Annotated in this window: 14 protein-coding genes; 7 read left to right on the top strand and 7 right to left on the bottom strand. The window is 35.3% G+C overall.

All coding sequences use genetic code 11. The annotated features are described in order from the left end of the window. The 4 genes from csrA to ACTNEP_RS14960 all read left to right on the top strand — a co-directional run bounded on the left by csrA (position 1) and on the right by ACTNEP_RS14960 (position 5,025). A complete protein-coding gene (csrA, locus tag ACTNEP_RS14975; RefSeq protein WP_441162827.1) occupies positions 1 to 231 on the top strand; it encodes a carbon storage regulator CsrA in 231 nt (76 codons plus the stop codon). Between the two features lie 127 nt (positions 232 to 358). Further along, on the top strand, positions 359 to 1,177 hold the full coding sequence (locus ACTNEP_RS14970) for a flagellin N-terminal helical domain-containing protein (protein ID WP_441162826.1): 819 nt from the start codon (positions 359 to 361) through the stop codon (positions 1,175 to 1,177). A gap of 179 nt (positions 1,178 to 1,356) precedes the next feature. Next, entirely contained in the window at positions 1,357 to 3,858 is a 2,502-nt protein-coding gene (locus tag ACTNEP_RS14965; protein WP_441162825.1) for a YheC/YheD family protein, read from the top strand. Positions 3,859 to 3,969: 111 nt separating this feature from the next. Continuing rightward, positions 3,970 to 5,025 (top strand): D-alanine--D-alanine ligase family protein, encoded by a 1,056-nt coding sequence (locus ACTNEP_RS14960; RefSeq protein ID WP_441162824.1) that lies wholly within the window; start codon positions 3,970 to 3,972, stop codon positions 5,023 to 5,025. A gap of 141 nt (positions 5,026 to 5,166) precedes the next feature. Here the strand turns inward: ACTNEP_RS14960 and ACTNEP_RS14955 are convergent, their stop codons facing one another. The 6 genes from ACTNEP_RS14955 to ACTNEP_RS14930 form a co-directional block, all read right to left on the bottom strand. Continuing rightward, positions 5,167 to 5,940 carry an EAL domain-containing protein gene (locus tag ACTNEP_RS14955; RefSeq protein WP_441162823.1) on the bottom strand — a complete coding sequence of 258 codons (774 nt, stop codon included), beginning with the start codon at positions 5,938 to 5,940 and terminating at the stop codon, positions 5,167 to 5,169. Positions 5,941 to 6,169: 229 nt separating this feature from the next. Further along, positions 6,170 to 6,805, bottom strand: coding sequence for a hypothetical protein (locus ACTNEP_RS14950; protein WP_441162822.1), 636 nt, complete (start codon positions 6,803 to 6,805; stop codon positions 6,170 to 6,172). Between the two features lie 48 nt (positions 6,806 to 6,853). Continuing rightward, positions 6,854 to 7,462 carry a signal peptidase I SipW gene (gene sipW / locus ACTNEP_RS14945; RefSeq protein ID WP_441162821.1) on the bottom strand — a complete coding sequence of 203 codons (609 nt, stop codon included), beginning with the start codon at positions 7,460 to 7,462 and terminating at the stop codon, positions 6,854 to 6,856. After that, complete coding sequence (gene tapA, locus ACTNEP_RS14940) at positions 7,401 to 8,252, bottom strand: amyloid fiber anchoring/assembly protein TapA (protein ID WP_441162820.1); 852 nt, start codon at positions 8,250 to 8,252, stop codon at positions 7,401 to 7,403. The genes sipW and tapA overlap by 62 nt, the downstream gene beginning before the upstream one ends. 106 nt (positions 8,253 to 8,358) lie before the next feature. Further along, complete coding sequence (locus tag ACTNEP_RS14935) at positions 8,359 to 8,970, bottom strand: TasA family protein (RefSeq protein ID WP_441162819.1); 612 nt, start codon at positions 8,968 to 8,970, stop codon at positions 8,359 to 8,361. A gap of 254 nt (positions 8,971 to 9,224) precedes the next feature. Then, positions 9,225 to 10,286: an NAD(P)/FAD-dependent oxidoreductase gene (locus ACTNEP_RS14930; protein WP_441162818.1), complete on the bottom strand. Its 1,062-nt coding sequence runs from the start codon at positions 10,284 to 10,286 to the stop codon at positions 9,225 to 9,227. Positions 10,287 to 10,531: 245 nt separating this feature from the next. Here ACTNEP_RS14930 and ACTNEP_RS14925 point away from each other — a divergent pair, with 245 nt between their 5' ends. The 3 genes from ACTNEP_RS14925 to ACTNEP_RS14915 are packed head-to-tail and all read left to right on the top strand — an operon-like array spanning position 10,532 to position 13,924. Further along, entirely contained in the window at positions 10,532 to 11,500 is a 969-nt protein-coding gene (locus ACTNEP_RS14925; protein ID WP_441162817.1) for an AAA family ATPase, read from the top strand. Beyond that, on the top strand, positions 11,497 to 12,621 hold the full coding sequence (locus tag ACTNEP_RS14920; protein ID WP_441162816.1) for a DUF58 domain-containing protein: 1,125 nt from the start codon (positions 11,497 to 11,499) through the stop codon (positions 12,619 to 12,621). Before ACTNEP_RS14925 ends, ACTNEP_RS14920 begins: the two co-directional genes overlap by 4 nt. Beyond that, positions 12,611 to 13,924: a hypothetical protein gene (locus ACTNEP_RS14915; protein ID WP_441162815.1), complete on the top strand. Its 1,314-nt coding sequence runs from the start codon at positions 12,611 to 12,613 to the stop codon at positions 13,922 to 13,924. The genes ACTNEP_RS14920 and ACTNEP_RS14915 overlap by 11 nt, the downstream gene beginning before the upstream one ends. A 40-nt stretch (positions 13,925 to 13,964) precedes the next feature. On the opposite strand, the gene ACTNEP_RS14910 is transcribed toward ACTNEP_RS14915, so the two are convergent. Then, positions 13,965 to 14,046 (bottom strand): IS3 family transposase (locus ACTNEP_RS14910; RefSeq protein WP_441160601.1); only part of this gene is annotated, 82 nt, incomplete at its 5' end.

Genomic DNA, 14,046 nt, shown 5'->3' with positions numbered 1-14,046 from the left:
ATGTTAGTGTTGACACGAAAAATTAATGAAGCTATTCAAATTGGTGATGATATTGAAGTAAAAGTGATAGCGGTTGATGGTGATCAAATTAAATTAGGAATTAATGCGCCAAAAGAAATAGACGTACATAGAAAGGAAATTTATCAAGCGATTCAGCAGGAGAACAATCAAGCAGCCAATCTTTCACCAAATTTATTTGATTTAATAAAAAAAAATAATAAAAAGTACTAAACATCTAGTAATATTGACCGATAGTAGTATTAGGAACTAATTATAGTGATTGGCGGCCGCTTTCACTAATTAGTATACAACCCACAAGGATGTGGAAAATTACAATTCTCAAGGAGGAAATATTACTATGATTATCAACAATAACATTCCAGCGTTAAATACGCACCGTCAATTAGGAATCAACCAAAATGCAATGCAATCTTCAATGGAGAAATTATCTTCAGGTCTTCGTATTAACCGTGCTGGTGATGATGCAGCAGGTCTTGCGATCTCTGAAAAAATGCGCGCACAAATCCGTGGTTTAGACCAAGCAAGCCGAAATGCTGCAGATGGTATTTCAATGATCCAAACTGGTGAGGGTGCACTTCAAGAAACACACTCAATTTTACAACGTATGCGTGAATTAGCAGTTCAATCTGCCAATGATACGAACGTTGAAGTTGATCGTAATGAATTACAAAAAGAAGTAGCTCAGCTTATTGAAGAAATTGATCGTATTGCAAACAATACTGAATTTAACACGCAAACACTTTTCAATGGTGATTTAGCTGAAAGTGGTGTTACATTCCATATTGGTGCTAACGAAGGTCAAAATATCGAAGTTACATTTGCTGATATGACTACAACAGGATTAGAAGTAAGTGATATTGATATTAGTAATCAAGAATCAGCTGATGCTGCGATTACTACTATCAATGATGCAATTGAAAAAGTATCTGCTGAAAGATCAAAACTTGGTGCAGTACAAAATCGTTTAGAGCACACTATCTCTAACCTAGATAACTCTTCTGAAAACTTATCTGCTGCGGAATCTCGTATCCGTGACGTAGATATGGCGAAAGAAATGATGGAGATGACTCGTGCAAACATTCTTTCTCAAGCTTCTCAGTCTATGTTAGCTCAAGCAAACCAAATGCCACAATCTGTATTACAGTTGTTAGGCTAATAATTATTTTACTATATCGAGACTTTAGTGGTAACACACTAAAGTCTCTTTTAATTTGGATTAAAGAGGTAATGGATTGCTCACTTTTTTGTATTTAAATAATCCTATATTTATGCCGATAATAATGATAGAACTTTTAAGTATGGAAAGACATAGTATAATTCTAAGGAGTGCAGCAATTGAGTAATTTAAATGATCAGCAACTTAAACAAATTCAACATATTTCCTCTACTTTGTTAGAAGCTGTAGAACACTTAACCACCGTAATAAAAAAGAAAGAAATGAATGATGCTATATTTACCATGAGTTCCATAGTGGATGGATTTAGTTCGATTAATCGTGCACTATCTCAAGAAGAAATTGGTAAAGAAGAAAGAGACAAAATAGAAAACAGTTTATTTCTCGTTGTTAAAGAACTAGAACAAATGAAATTTGTCAAGGTATCCGAAATAGTTCAATTCACATTAAAGCCTCAATTAAAAAGATGGAATGATCTTTTAAATGCTTCTATTAATACAGCTGAAGATAGCGAACGAATATTAATAGGTGTTTATTTATGCCACAAGAATCCAAGAGAAGTATATCCTGATGATAGGATTCTTGCTTTATTGGAAGAAGGAGAAAAACAAGGGACGAAAGTAATATTTTTCTCATCTAAGGATGTGGATTTCGAAAAGAATGAAATTCTTGCTGATGTATATAAAAATGGTGAGTGGATCAAGGAAATAAATCCTTTTCCAGATGTAATAAATAATCTACCAAAGGTAAAAAGTCAACAATCCTATACCGAAAGAAAATTACGTAGGCAAATTCCTTTTACTGGATTTGGTTTAGATGGAAAACTGACTTTGCCGAAAAAATTAATAGAATCCAGAAAATTCCATGATCTGATAATCCCTTTTAGAATTGCTGATAAAGAAGAAGTAGTGCATCAGTTTTTGCAGGAACATCATAAAGCTGTCCTCAAACCAATTCGAGGTAGACAAGGTAAAAACATTTATTTTGTAGAGAAAAAAGAAAATAATTACGTTGTATTAGATCATAAAAAGAAAAGGTCATTTAGTATACAAGATTTTAGTGTGTGGCTTCAAAATCATATTTTTGAAAAAGATAATTTATATATGGTCCAGCATTTCTTAAAAACAAGTACCATTCATGGAGAACCTTACGATATTAGAGCACATGTACAGAAAAATCGATATGGACAATGGCAAATAACAAAGATGTATCCGCGAATTGGTAATAAAAAGAGTATCCTTAGTAATATTAGTCGAGGGGGAAGAACAGAAGAGATAGGTAAATTTCTACAAGACGAATTTGGCAGTAAAGGAGTTAAAATAGAACAGGAATTACAGGAGCTTTCACTAGATATAACGAAACATTTGGATAAACTGTATGGTTCTGCTTTAGAAGAATTGGGACTAGATTTAGCAATTGATGATAAGGGAGAGTATTGGATGTATGAAGCTAATGCTGGTCCGCAATCTACTTATCATGAGAGAGAAAGAGCGAAAAACACTATTGGTTATGCAATATATATAGCAGAAAATGGTCTATTTTTATCTAATCAATTTGAAAGAAAAACCACAGGTAAAGGTGGATTTAATGCATTAACAACTAGCTTGCCGTTTGCAGAACTTGAGGGAGGTCTTGTTAAAATCGGTATGTTAGTTAGTCCTAAGGAGATAAATAAATTAACAGAAGCATGTGCCTATGTAGCCAAATATGAAGGCCATTATTTTTATTATTTTACAGCAAGGGACATTGATTATGACGAAAGGCTTATTAGAGGTTATTTTTATGAAAATAACGAATGGGTGCCAAAAGTTGTTGAGTATCCAGATGTTATATATGATCGCCTGAGAGCAAGAGGTTTAAAAGGATATAATAGAATTTATGAGGAGCTTGAAGAGATTCCCTTTACTAATGAATTTTTTGGGAATTCGATTAGCAAACTAGAAGTTTACGATAAGTTATCTGCCATTCAAAGCTTAGCAGAATATATTATCCCTTATAAAAGAGTAAACCGAGCAAAAGAAGTATTCCAATATATTGAAAAATATCAAAAAATTATACTTAAACCCTCAATAGGTTCCTTTGCAAAAGGTGTGCATTTTATTGAAAAATCTAAAGATGGTAGTTATTTTTTAGCTGAAAAGGATAGAGAAGAAGCTATTAACGAGTTTTCTTTAGCCGATTATTTGCATAAATTAATCAAAAAACAAACCTTTATCGTGCAAAAGTATATTAATACAAGAACATTGGATGGGAATCCTTTTGATATTAGAGTTCACATGATGAAAAATGGTGAAGGTGAATGGTCATTTGTTAAAATTTATCCACGAATAGGTGTTAACTATGCAACAATATCTATCACTCGTGCTGGTGGCTATATTGGTGATATTTCAGGATTTCTTGAAAGGAATTACTCTAAAGCAATAAGTCGGCAATTGATCGAAAACATAAAATCACTATCTTGGAATACGGTTAAAAATTTTGAAGAAAGCAGTAACGAGAATTTTAGTGAAATTGGATTAGATATAGCAATTGATAAAGACAATAGCTTATTTTTAATAGAAGTAAATGTTAACAAACCAGGAATTGTAAATTACGAATTTGAGGTTGCACAATACGCCATTCCTTATGCAATAGGGCTTGCACAACATCATACCGATGATTAAAAAATCAAAGGACATGGAATGAAGCATATTTTCTATTATAAATCGAAAAAGCATAATCGCTTATATGCTAAAAAACTGTCTACTAAAACGTCAATTAGAGGAGTAAAATACATGGGCAAAATTAAGTTAGGATTGCTTTTTGGAGGGAAATCTACTGAACACGAAGTATCTATACAGTCTGCTAAGAACATATTGAATGCCATTGATACTTTTAAATATGAGGTGACCCTGATAGGGATTAACAAACAAGGTACTTGGTGTCTACTAAACTCAATTGAAGAGTTGACTAATGAATATCATTCTTCAATGAATGTTTATCAGAAGAATAAAAGTTTAAATGATAGAAGTATAGAAAAAGTAACAGAATTAGATGTTGTTTTTCCAATATTACTTGGTTCTTTTGGAGAAGACGGTAGTATACAGGGAATGATGAGAGTACTTGATATCCCCTTCGTCGGTTCTAATGTACTAAGTTCTGCTATTTGTATGGATAAAGAAATGACCAAAAAGATTCTATCCTTTTCAAATGTTAAAGTGGCTAAATGGATCACTGTCAAAAAATCTGACGAAAAATACCCTACTTTTAATGAAATTGTAGAGAAGATGGGAGTTCCTTTTATTATCAAGCCTGCTAGTCAGGGCTCATCAGTAGGAGTTAGTATCGTTTATAATGAAACGGAGTATACTAAGGGGTTACAGAGTTCTTTTTTGTATGATAATAAAGTACTGATCGAGGAATTTATTAAGGGAAGAGAAGTAGAGTGTGCAATACTAGGAAATGACAATCCGATTGCATCATTACCAGGTGAAGTTGTTACAAATGGACAAGTGTATTCTTATGAAAAAAAATACACGCATGATCAAGGAATTATATTAGAAACACCAGCACAATTACTTGATGATCAAGTTTTATATATACAAGAAAAATCTATAGAGGTGTATAAAATTTTGGAATGTGAAGGTTTAGCTCGGGTTGATTTTTTTCTTGTAGACAGCGGAGAACTTATCGTTAATGAAATTAATACATTTCCGGCCTTTACTAATTTTAGTTTATATCCTAAATTATGGGAAGTCAGTGGGATACCTTACGGTGAGTTGATAGATAAATTAATTGAATTATCCTTGGAAAAGCATCAAATGGAGAACGAGTTGCAAAGCACATTGTAATAAAAAAATTATAGATCAAATGAAGGGAACAACTTTTTAGATAGTACGATAAAAATTGTTATAGGTAGAGTACAGTTAAAAGCCTATAGTTTAGAGCCAATATTAAATAAAGTAAAAAGCAGAACCTTATGGCTCTGCTTTTTACTTTACGGATAAATTATTACCTTCCCCATTTTTTATTTCATATTTCTTTATTACTTCTAAAGGCTCAGGTCTAGCTAATAAAAATCCTTGAACAATGGATACCCCAATTGCTTTTGCCATTTCTAAATCCTCAATAATTTCAATACCTTCTAAGACAAATTTGGTATCGGTGTTTAGACAGTAAGTGACAAGAGAACGTACCATTTCCTGTTTCCGGCTAGACTTTGCCAGATGCTTGGCAAAATAACGGTCCATTTTTACAAAGTCTGGCTGTAATTCCACAATTGCTTGAAGGGAAGATACTCCTTTTCCAACATCATCGATAGCAATTAAATAGCCTTCAGATTGTAATTCGCAAACCGTTAAACTAAAAAAGTCTACGTGTTTAATAATTTCGGATTCATTGATTTCAATAATGATTTGATCAGGTGATAGTTGTGTTTCTTTTATGATCTTGTTTAATTCATACAAAAATTCAGGATCTGCTATGTTAGAAGGAAACACATTGATTAATATCTTTTTTTTGTTATATGTATCTTGAATAATCGAATTATAGTACTTAAGCGCTTTTTTTATAGAGCGCATTTCTAACTCAAAAAATCGATTCGTATAGCTTGCTTTTTCGAAGAGAATTTCTGGATTATTAAATAAGTCAGTTCTCAACAATGCTTCATATCCAATAGGAGATAAAGTATGCAAATCATAGAGCGCTTGGAAATGGTGCTCAAATTTTTCATTATCTATTAAGTCATTAATTTTAGCAATAGACATCCATCAATCCCCCTCGAACACAAAATGATATCATTACTATTAATCATATTCTTATTTTCATCCATTTATTACAATATACCTAACATTTTACACCATAATTTAGTAATTTTCTATACTTATGACAGATTTCTGATTACGTGGCTCCTTTATTTGGTGTTCAGGAACAATTCCCCACTAGTCTTTTGCATCTATTTGTCTTCTCTATGTAAAAAAGAATAGGTGCTAGCGCCTATTCTTCAGTCAGTTTTCTTCGTTTAAGATACAGTAGGGTAAGTAATCCTACTATTAGTAGTGTTCCACCTATTAATAAAATATTAACTATCATCGTTGCTGTTCCTGGCAAAGTTTTTCCGCCATCAGATTGACTACCTGTTGAGATTGGTAAGCTAGATGATTCGGATTCCGTATTATGATAGGCCGTGATGATAATTTCTGCGCTTGTGGTTAACCCTTGAAACTCATTTCCAGATTCAGGAGGAAAAGTTACAGAAAGATCAATTCTCTCTTCACTGTCTGCTGCTAGAGACAAATCGGTCAGTAAAGAAAATGCGGATAAATTATCATGAAATAATGGAACATCGCCTTGTTTGATTTCAAGTGATAATTGGTTATATAACATTTCAGAACCATCCAAGTACCTAACGTCAATCTCATAAGTAATATCATTGTTTGTCTGATTACTAACAGTGATGTGACGATCAGCCCAATCACCAGGCTTTAAGTTTTCCAGATCAAATAATTTACCATTTTCGCTAAAAGTAGCTTTCAGATCAATAATATTACCTTGACTGGCGAATAGTTCTACACTGGAAAATAATATTGGAAACACTAGTATAACGGTAAACAATATTTTCAACTTTCTCAATCGAATTCACCACCTTATAAAAGGAGCTATATAAGTAGACATACAGCATTAATTGTTTTCTGAAACTTGCCTCTGAGCCTGCTTTGATTGACGTTCAAGTTCGATGATAATACTTGTTATGGTGATGATGCCATAACACAGCAGTAGAACACCAGGAATGATAAGTAATAGTGCACTGGCCAGTGGAGCTTGTGTTAAGTCAACAAGATATCCGATATAAGGAATGGTCAATCCGCTATAGATAGCTATAACATTCTCGCTTTGGACTAATAGGTTGTCAGGAGCATTGTTGTTATCACCTTTTGTTTCATAAAGTATGTGTTCACCACTTTGTACGATATCAACAATACGGTGTGTGATAAGGCTTTCTGATTCATCGATAAACGTAATAACTTCCCCTTTTTCTAAAGGGCGATCACCGGTGAATTCTTCTACTGCAATAATGGAGCCGGTTTTGAACGTAGGTTCCATTGAGCCTGATAAAACGACCTTTAACTGATACCCAAATAACTCTGGTTCACCACCGTTAACTCGAGTAATAATCACTAAGCAAGATACTGTTATTAGTAAAAGAAATAGCAATGCAGTGATTGTATTACTTAGAATCTTCCTTATTTGTTTGATCGGCTTCTTTTTGTTGGTCTGGACTCTTGACATCACTTTCATCACCTTCTCCTTGGATATTTTTCTTATTCTCTGTGTCTTCTACTTGATCTTCTTTTGCTCGTTCATCCTCATTCGTATTTATTGAATTGGATGTTTCCTTTTCTCGTTCTTCTTCTGTTTCAGCAAGCGATTCATGGTTAGTGTTCGTTATTGTTGGGTCAGCTTCTTTTTCAGGCTGTGCTTGTTCCTGTTGCGGTTCTTTAGGGAGAGGCTTCTCCAACTGATTTTCGGACTTATCCTGATCTTCAACTTCACCTTCTTCTTCCTCTTCACACATTATTTCTACAACAGAACTCCATGTAGCAGCTTCATTTAATTCATCATCCTGATACATGGGACGTTGGTCTACTTTTAGTTGATAATTACCTTCTTCTGCTACTGTAAAGAATATTTCGTGCTGACTTTGTTCTGGGAGAGCGGAAAGGACTGCTTCTTTTATAACAGCACCATCATCTGAAGGAGTACTAGCTGGTGAATAAAACAATTGATAACTAGTACTGTCTAGCATTGCAAAACCACTATTTTCAACCGTGAAAGTTAGGTGATAGGTTGGACATGCATGCATATCTTGTTGCGCATCAGAAATAGATAAATCACTACCATCCCACCATGTCCCTATTTGAATATGAAAGGCATCTTCGTTATGATATAGAAACTTTGCTTCCGTATATGTTGTAAGAAAGGAAAACAAGGAGGTTACGACACATAAAAGGAGCATAACTAAGAGTAATTGTAAGCGTTGCTGTTTGTTGACTTTCCACATCATTTTGCGATACTTCATGAGCTTTCCTCCTAATTTCGAAAATAGTAAGACTCATTTTTATCGATACTTTAGTAAAATATCGATAAAAATGAGGGGAGAGAAGAGCTCTCTCCCGATGATTTCCTTACCTTGATTCTCCAGCTGTTTGCTGAGCTTCAAATGACCAGGTTAATTCTAATGAGTCACCTTGGAATTGATTTTGATCTTCGCCATTATCTACAAACTCGAACTGTACATAAAGTGTGTCGCTATCACCAGATCTTAATCCGCCTCTTTCCTCTAACCAAGGGATAAAGACTCTATTTGCTACTGTATCAGGAGACATATCTTTTAGTTCAGATAGTGTGGTATTAAAAACGATCTGATCAGGAGATAAAGGTCCTAATGTCGTTTTATCTGCGTTCCAGAAGAAATTAACACGAATGTGGTCACCAAAATCTTCTGTATTATCATCATTAGCATCGATTACTGTATAGTCCGTTTTGAGAAGTACCTTGGAGATATCCAATGACCCCTCATTAATCAGTTCAAAAGAACGGTTCATCCAATCGCCAGGTTTAATATTATCTACATCGATAATAGTAGTGGGATCAACAGATAAATCCAAAGTACCAGCAGTAAATGTATTTTCAGTAACCTCTGTATCACTGAAATATGCGTATGTACCTCCTCCTACTAATGCAATCCCTAATACCGCTGACGCAACGCCCAGACCTAACTTCTTTTTTAAAGACATGAATAATTCCTCCTTTATACTTTGTTCTTTATAAAGAACTTCAAAACGTATTGTATATCTAAAACTTCGGATTATAAAGTTCGAAAAACAGGGTAAATAAGCGTTTTTGATCATTAAAAAGGTAATTTACTGTTAATTTCGAAATATTTCAATGAATTACTAGATATTTCACTTATTATGTTCTTGTTAAAGAACAAAAGAATAGAATAAAGCAGGCATATCGTGAATACCATGCCTGCTGTTGTACCTTACTATTAATGTCGTTTATTCAACCAAAGTACCCCCGACTTTGCGAGACGTGGTAAAAGTCCTGTTACAGGCTGACGGTACATATTTCCGAATCCGTCTGATTTACCTAATGAACCAAGTTGTCCTTTCAGTTTAATCTCTCTCGGTTTAGGAGGTTCTAATCCATTTAAAACATAAGCTAGTATATCCCCGATTTGTTCACCTTGAATCCCAGCTAGCTGGGCACTTGGTGAATGCTCAGATGAAGCACAGTCACCAACAATATAGACATTAGGATTAGTAGGAACTTGATAAAATTCATTGACAATAATCTTTTCATGTCGATCCTTTTCAAAAGGGAGACTACGTACTAAATAATTTGGGCGCACTCCAGCAGTCCAAATGATTACATCACTCTCAATACCTTCCCCGTTATTGTAGAAGATGCCTTCTGCAACTAATTCAACATTACTGTGATGTAAGATATCTACTTCATTTTTTCGAAACCAATCTTCTACATATGATTGTATTTTTTCATCAAATGCTGACAAAACAGAAGAACCTCGATCTAATAAACGGATATTCAAATCTGGTCGGCTTTCCCTAATTTCAGAAGCTACCTCAATACCGCTTAGTCCAGCGCCTACAACCGATACTTGACTGTAAGCAGGTAAGTTATTGACTCGGATGCTTGCTTGACGCGCTTTCGCGATTGTCTGTACACTTTCAGTATATTCCATGGCACCTTGAATGCCATGATAGTTATCCTCACAGCCTAATCCGATTAACAGATAGTCATACTCGACAGCTACTTCATTATCCTTCAAGCGAATGTGTTCGTTTTCAGTATCAATTTCAACAATTTCACCAAATATGTATGAGATTTGTTCATGAACCGGAAAGTCGATTCGTACTTCCTTATCTGATTTCGTACCTGCTGTAATGGCATAAAATTCTGTTTTTAGTGAGTGATATGGATTGCGATCAATCACTGTAATTTGTACATCACTAGGTATACCATTATCGATTAATTGGTGTAAGGCGTTCATTCCCCCATAGCCTCCACCGATTAAAACAACCCTTTTCATCTTTTCAAAACCCCTGTCTGCATATAATCAATGTTCATTAAAGACTTTTCCCAATCTTATCTATCTTTAGACTACCAAAATTAGTGCAATAAAACTATATAAAACTGTAAAAAAATCTTCACATTTTAAATGTTTGACTTTTCTGAAAATAAGAGAGGTAATTTTTTGCCTAATAGTAGCAGACGTGTTATAAATGTAGCATAGGATATTGTAAGCGCACACATTTTGCAAAGGGGATTTTATTGATGGAATTAACGAATATTCAACAGGTAACAAGCAAAATAAAAGCGAATGTTAAACAAGTGGTGGTAGGGCAGGAAGAGACAATTGACTTTCTATTGGTGGCAATGATATCATCCGGCCATGTTTTATTGGAGGACGTACCAGGAACAGGGAAAACATTATTGGCAAAGGCATTAGCAAAGTCATTGGCAGGGGATTTTAAACGAATTCAGTTCACACCAGATTTATTACCGTCAGATATAACTGGTATTCATTTTTACAGCCAGCAAAAAGGAGAATTCGAATTCCGTCCTGGTCCAATTTTCACCAATATATTGTTAGCAGATGAAATTAATCGAGCGACACCTCGAACGCAATCGAGCCTGCTGGAAAGTATGGAGGAAAGACAGGTAACGATTGATGGTAATACGCATATGCTAGCAAAGCCTTTCTTAGTTATAGCCACCCAGAATCCTATCGAAAGTCAAGGAACCTTTCCACTACCTGAAGCACAGTTAGACCGTTTTTTATTAAAAATAAATATGGGGTATCCGAGTCGCAAAGAGGGGCTGGAAATTCTGCAACGATTCAAGTCGGAGAACCCGTTAGAAGCTTTGCAGTCGATTATTACTGTAGAAGATATTGTGGAAATGCAGCAAATTTACAGTCAAGTGGACATCAGTGAGGATGTGCTTGGTTATCTGATCGATGTAGTCGAACAAACACGTGAGCATGACAGTCTAGCACTTGGCGTCAGTCCGCGTGGAAGTCAAGCATTATTAAAAGCAGTTCAGGTGTATGCATTACTACAAGGGAGAACATACGTGATTCCTGACGATATTAAGAAAATGGTTAAGCCTGTATTAGGTCACCGAATTGTTCTTAATCAGAAAATCGGGGTAAAGCAAGGAGAAACAGACACTGTTTTAGCGGATATTTTACGTCAAGTTCCTGTACCAACGGAATCAGAGAAGGAACTGATTCGAGAATGAATATTGCCTGGGTCATTGTTGTATTATTAATTATTATATGTTTACAGGGAATGCTGATTAGTAAATTTGGTCTGAAGGGAATTGCCTATAAGCGTGCCTTTAAACAGGATGCTGTATTTGAAGGAGAAACAATTGAGATGGTCGACGAAATTGCCAATAAAAAGTTGTTACCTATTCCTTGGATCCGTTTAGAATCCAAAATGAGTCCTTACCTGATTACTCAATCGGAAAAGAATAATAAACAGCAAGAAGGAGAAATGTTTCACCGCACATTATTCAGTTTACTTCCATATCAAAAAATTACACGGCGACATCAATTGATTGGCACTAAACGTGGCTACTATCCGCTTAATACTGTTTCGGTTACAACTGGAGATAGTATCGGTTTTGGTGAAGTGTTTGATTCATTTGAGGCGAGTACAGCAGTTACTGTTTATCCAAAGCTAGTACCTTTAGATGATATTCCTTTACCATCACATAGTTGGCTAGGTGATATAATTGTCAAAAGGTGGATTGTCGAGGATCCTTTTTTACAAGCGGGAATTAGAGAGTATCAGCAAGGAGACCCACTTCAGTCGGTCAACTGGAAAGCAACAGCAAGAACGCAGTCATTGCAAATTAACAAAAAGGATTACACTGCGGATCATCATTTGATGATTTATGTAAATTTTGACACAAATGAAGATATTCGAATGCCGATCGAAGAGCCAGATCTTGTGGAAATGGGATTATCCTATGCAGCTTCATTAGCAAATTATGCAATTGAACAGGGAATCTCTACTGGTTTTGGCTGCAATGGCTACTATGTCGAGCCATTTACCAATTCAACTGATAGGATTAAACCATCTATTCGTATTGAACCATCTAACAGTGGTCAGCAAATTGGCTATATTTTTGATGCGATCGCAAAAGTGAAAATGGATCGTAGCCGCAATTTTCGAGCCTTTTTGCAGGAGGACATTAACCAGGGATTAACAAAGACAGATATTATTATCTTTTCTATCCAAATAACAAAAAAAATGGAAAAACAGATTGCTCATTTGGAAAGTCTCGGTAATGCTGTTGAGGTCGTTGTGATTGGGGGCCAGCAGAAAGAGGAGGCAGAAGTCCATGTCAGCTAATTTTAAAGTGCATCTCCTTTCAATCAGGCATGGTGTGATCGAGTTCATTGGATTTTTCCCAGTCTTTTTACTGGTCGGTGTGCTGTTTTTTGGGGAACCTGACCTGTATGTTTGGTTTTTATCGTTACTTGTTGTATTTACAATTTCTTATTTTATCCGTTGCTGGCTAGATCATCGCTGGAAAGTACTGATTAGTTCAGCAGTTATCGCCATCATGGTTAGCTGGACGATAGCACCAACTATTTGGGCACTTATTCCCGGATTACTTTTTAGTCTGGTGGTTTCCTATCGTGGCATTCAACATGCCGAAAATGAATGGCAGGATATTTTACCGAGTCGGATTTTCTGGGCTGTAAGTATGCCTATCTATTTCATTTTCTATCTTATATTTATCAACTTTGAGTCATTATCAGGCTACCAAAATTGGGTCAGCTATTTAGGCTTTTTGTTTATTATTGTTATGCTATTTACTACCAACCGTGAGCATTTGCATAAAGAATCACTAGCAAAAGATAACAAGAAAAGAATCGGTCCGGAGATTACCAGATTGAATCATATTTACCTAGTCTTCATCTTGGCTTTTGTGTTTGCGATAACGAATTTTCAAGTGGTACAATCAGTCCTCTACCATGGAGTGCGTTCCGTAATTCAATCTGTTTTGTGGTTTTTTTCTCTATTTGAACGTGATAATCAACTAGTTGAAGAACCATCACCACCCAACCAAATGCAGGCGTTCCCTCCGGCTGAAGAGCCGGAGACATCCTGGTTTGGAGAATTGATAGAAACGGTGACTTATATTTTCGGAATAATTCTTGTCGTAATAGTGATTATTTTGTTTATAGCGCTATTGTTTAAGAAATTCCGCCAACTGATTAAACAAGCATTCATTTCTTTTTGGAGAATGATTCAACAAGTGTTTGGAAAACGTAACCTGGACCAAACATCAACAGAATTTCATGATGAAAAGGAAAGTCTATTTAACTGGAAAAAATGGCGGAAAGATAATCAAGAAAAGATAAGCGAAGTTATTCGTAACATTACGAGGAAAAAGCCCAGATTTGAACGGTTAACAACCGAAGAAAAAGTAAGATTCCTTTATCGCCGAATTGCCCAGGAGGTTAAAAAACAAGAAAAATGGCGGCAATCATTAACTGCACATGAAGTATTGGCACAAACGGAAAGAAATCAACAACTAGTGCAATTGGAAAAATGGTATGATGAAGTTCGTTATGGAAACAAACGCTTTCATGCTGACAATGAGAAGAAGCTTGATGAAATATGGCATCAATTAAAACAAAAATAACTGCCTGTAACGGTGGTTACCCCTAAAAGTTAGAGTTTTATTATGAAGCTGATTGGCTGGATTGAGTTCGGTATTCAACTGGACTCAATCCAGCTAATTTTTTCTTTGATCGTTCATGGTTG

The organism is Gracilibacillus sp. HCP3S3_G5_2 (assembly GCF_052063305.1).
GTDB lineage: Bacteria > Bacillota > Bacilli > Bacillales > Amphibacillaceae > Gracilibacillus.
Note: the sequence above shows the minus strand (reverse complement) of the source record. Positions and strands in the feature narration are given on the sequence as shown.

Excerpts from the sequence above, each read along its gene's own strand:
- csrA (WP_441162827.1), top strand. The coding sequence starts at position 1 with ATGTTAGTGTTGACACGAAAAATTAATGAAGCTATTCAAATTGGTGAT.
- ACTNEP_RS14970 (WP_441162826.1), top strand. The coding sequence starts at position 359 with ATGATTATCAACAATAACATTCCAGCGTTAAATACGCACCGTCAATTA.
- ACTNEP_RS14960 (WP_441162824.1), top strand. The coding sequence starts at position 3,970 with ATGGGCAAAATTAAGTTAGGATTGCTTTTTGGAGGGAAATCTACTGAA.
- ACTNEP_RS14955 (WP_441162823.1), bottom strand. The coding sequence starts at position 5,940 with ATGTCTATTGCTAAAATTAATGACTTAATAGATAATGAAAAATTTGAG.
- sipW (WP_441162821.1), bottom strand. The coding sequence starts at position 7,462 with ATGTCAAGAGTCCAGACCAACAAAAAGAAGCCGATCAAACAAATAAGG.
- tapA (WP_441162820.1), bottom strand. The coding sequence starts at position 8,252 with ATGAAGTATCGCAAAATGATGTGGAAAGTCAACAAACAGCAACGCTTA.
- ACTNEP_RS14935 (WP_441162819.1), bottom strand. The coding sequence starts at position 8,970 with ATGTCTTTAAAAAAGAAGTTAGGTCTGGGCGTTGCGTCAGCGGTATTA.
- ACTNEP_RS14930 (WP_441162818.1), bottom strand. The coding sequence starts at position 10,286 with ATGAAAAGGGTTGTTTTAATCGGTGGAGGCTATGGGGGAATGAACGCC.
- ACTNEP_RS14925 (WP_441162817.1), top strand. The coding sequence starts at position 10,532 with ATGGAATTAACGAATATTCAACAGGTAACAAGCAAAATAAAAGCGAAT.
- ACTNEP_RS14920 (WP_441162816.1), top strand. The coding sequence starts at position 11,497 with ATGAATATTGCCTGGGTCATTGTTGTATTATTAATTATTATATGTTTA.
- ACTNEP_RS14915 (WP_441162815.1), top strand. The coding sequence starts at position 12,611 with ATGTCAGCTAATTTTAAAGTGCATCTCCTTTCAATCAGGCATGGTGTG.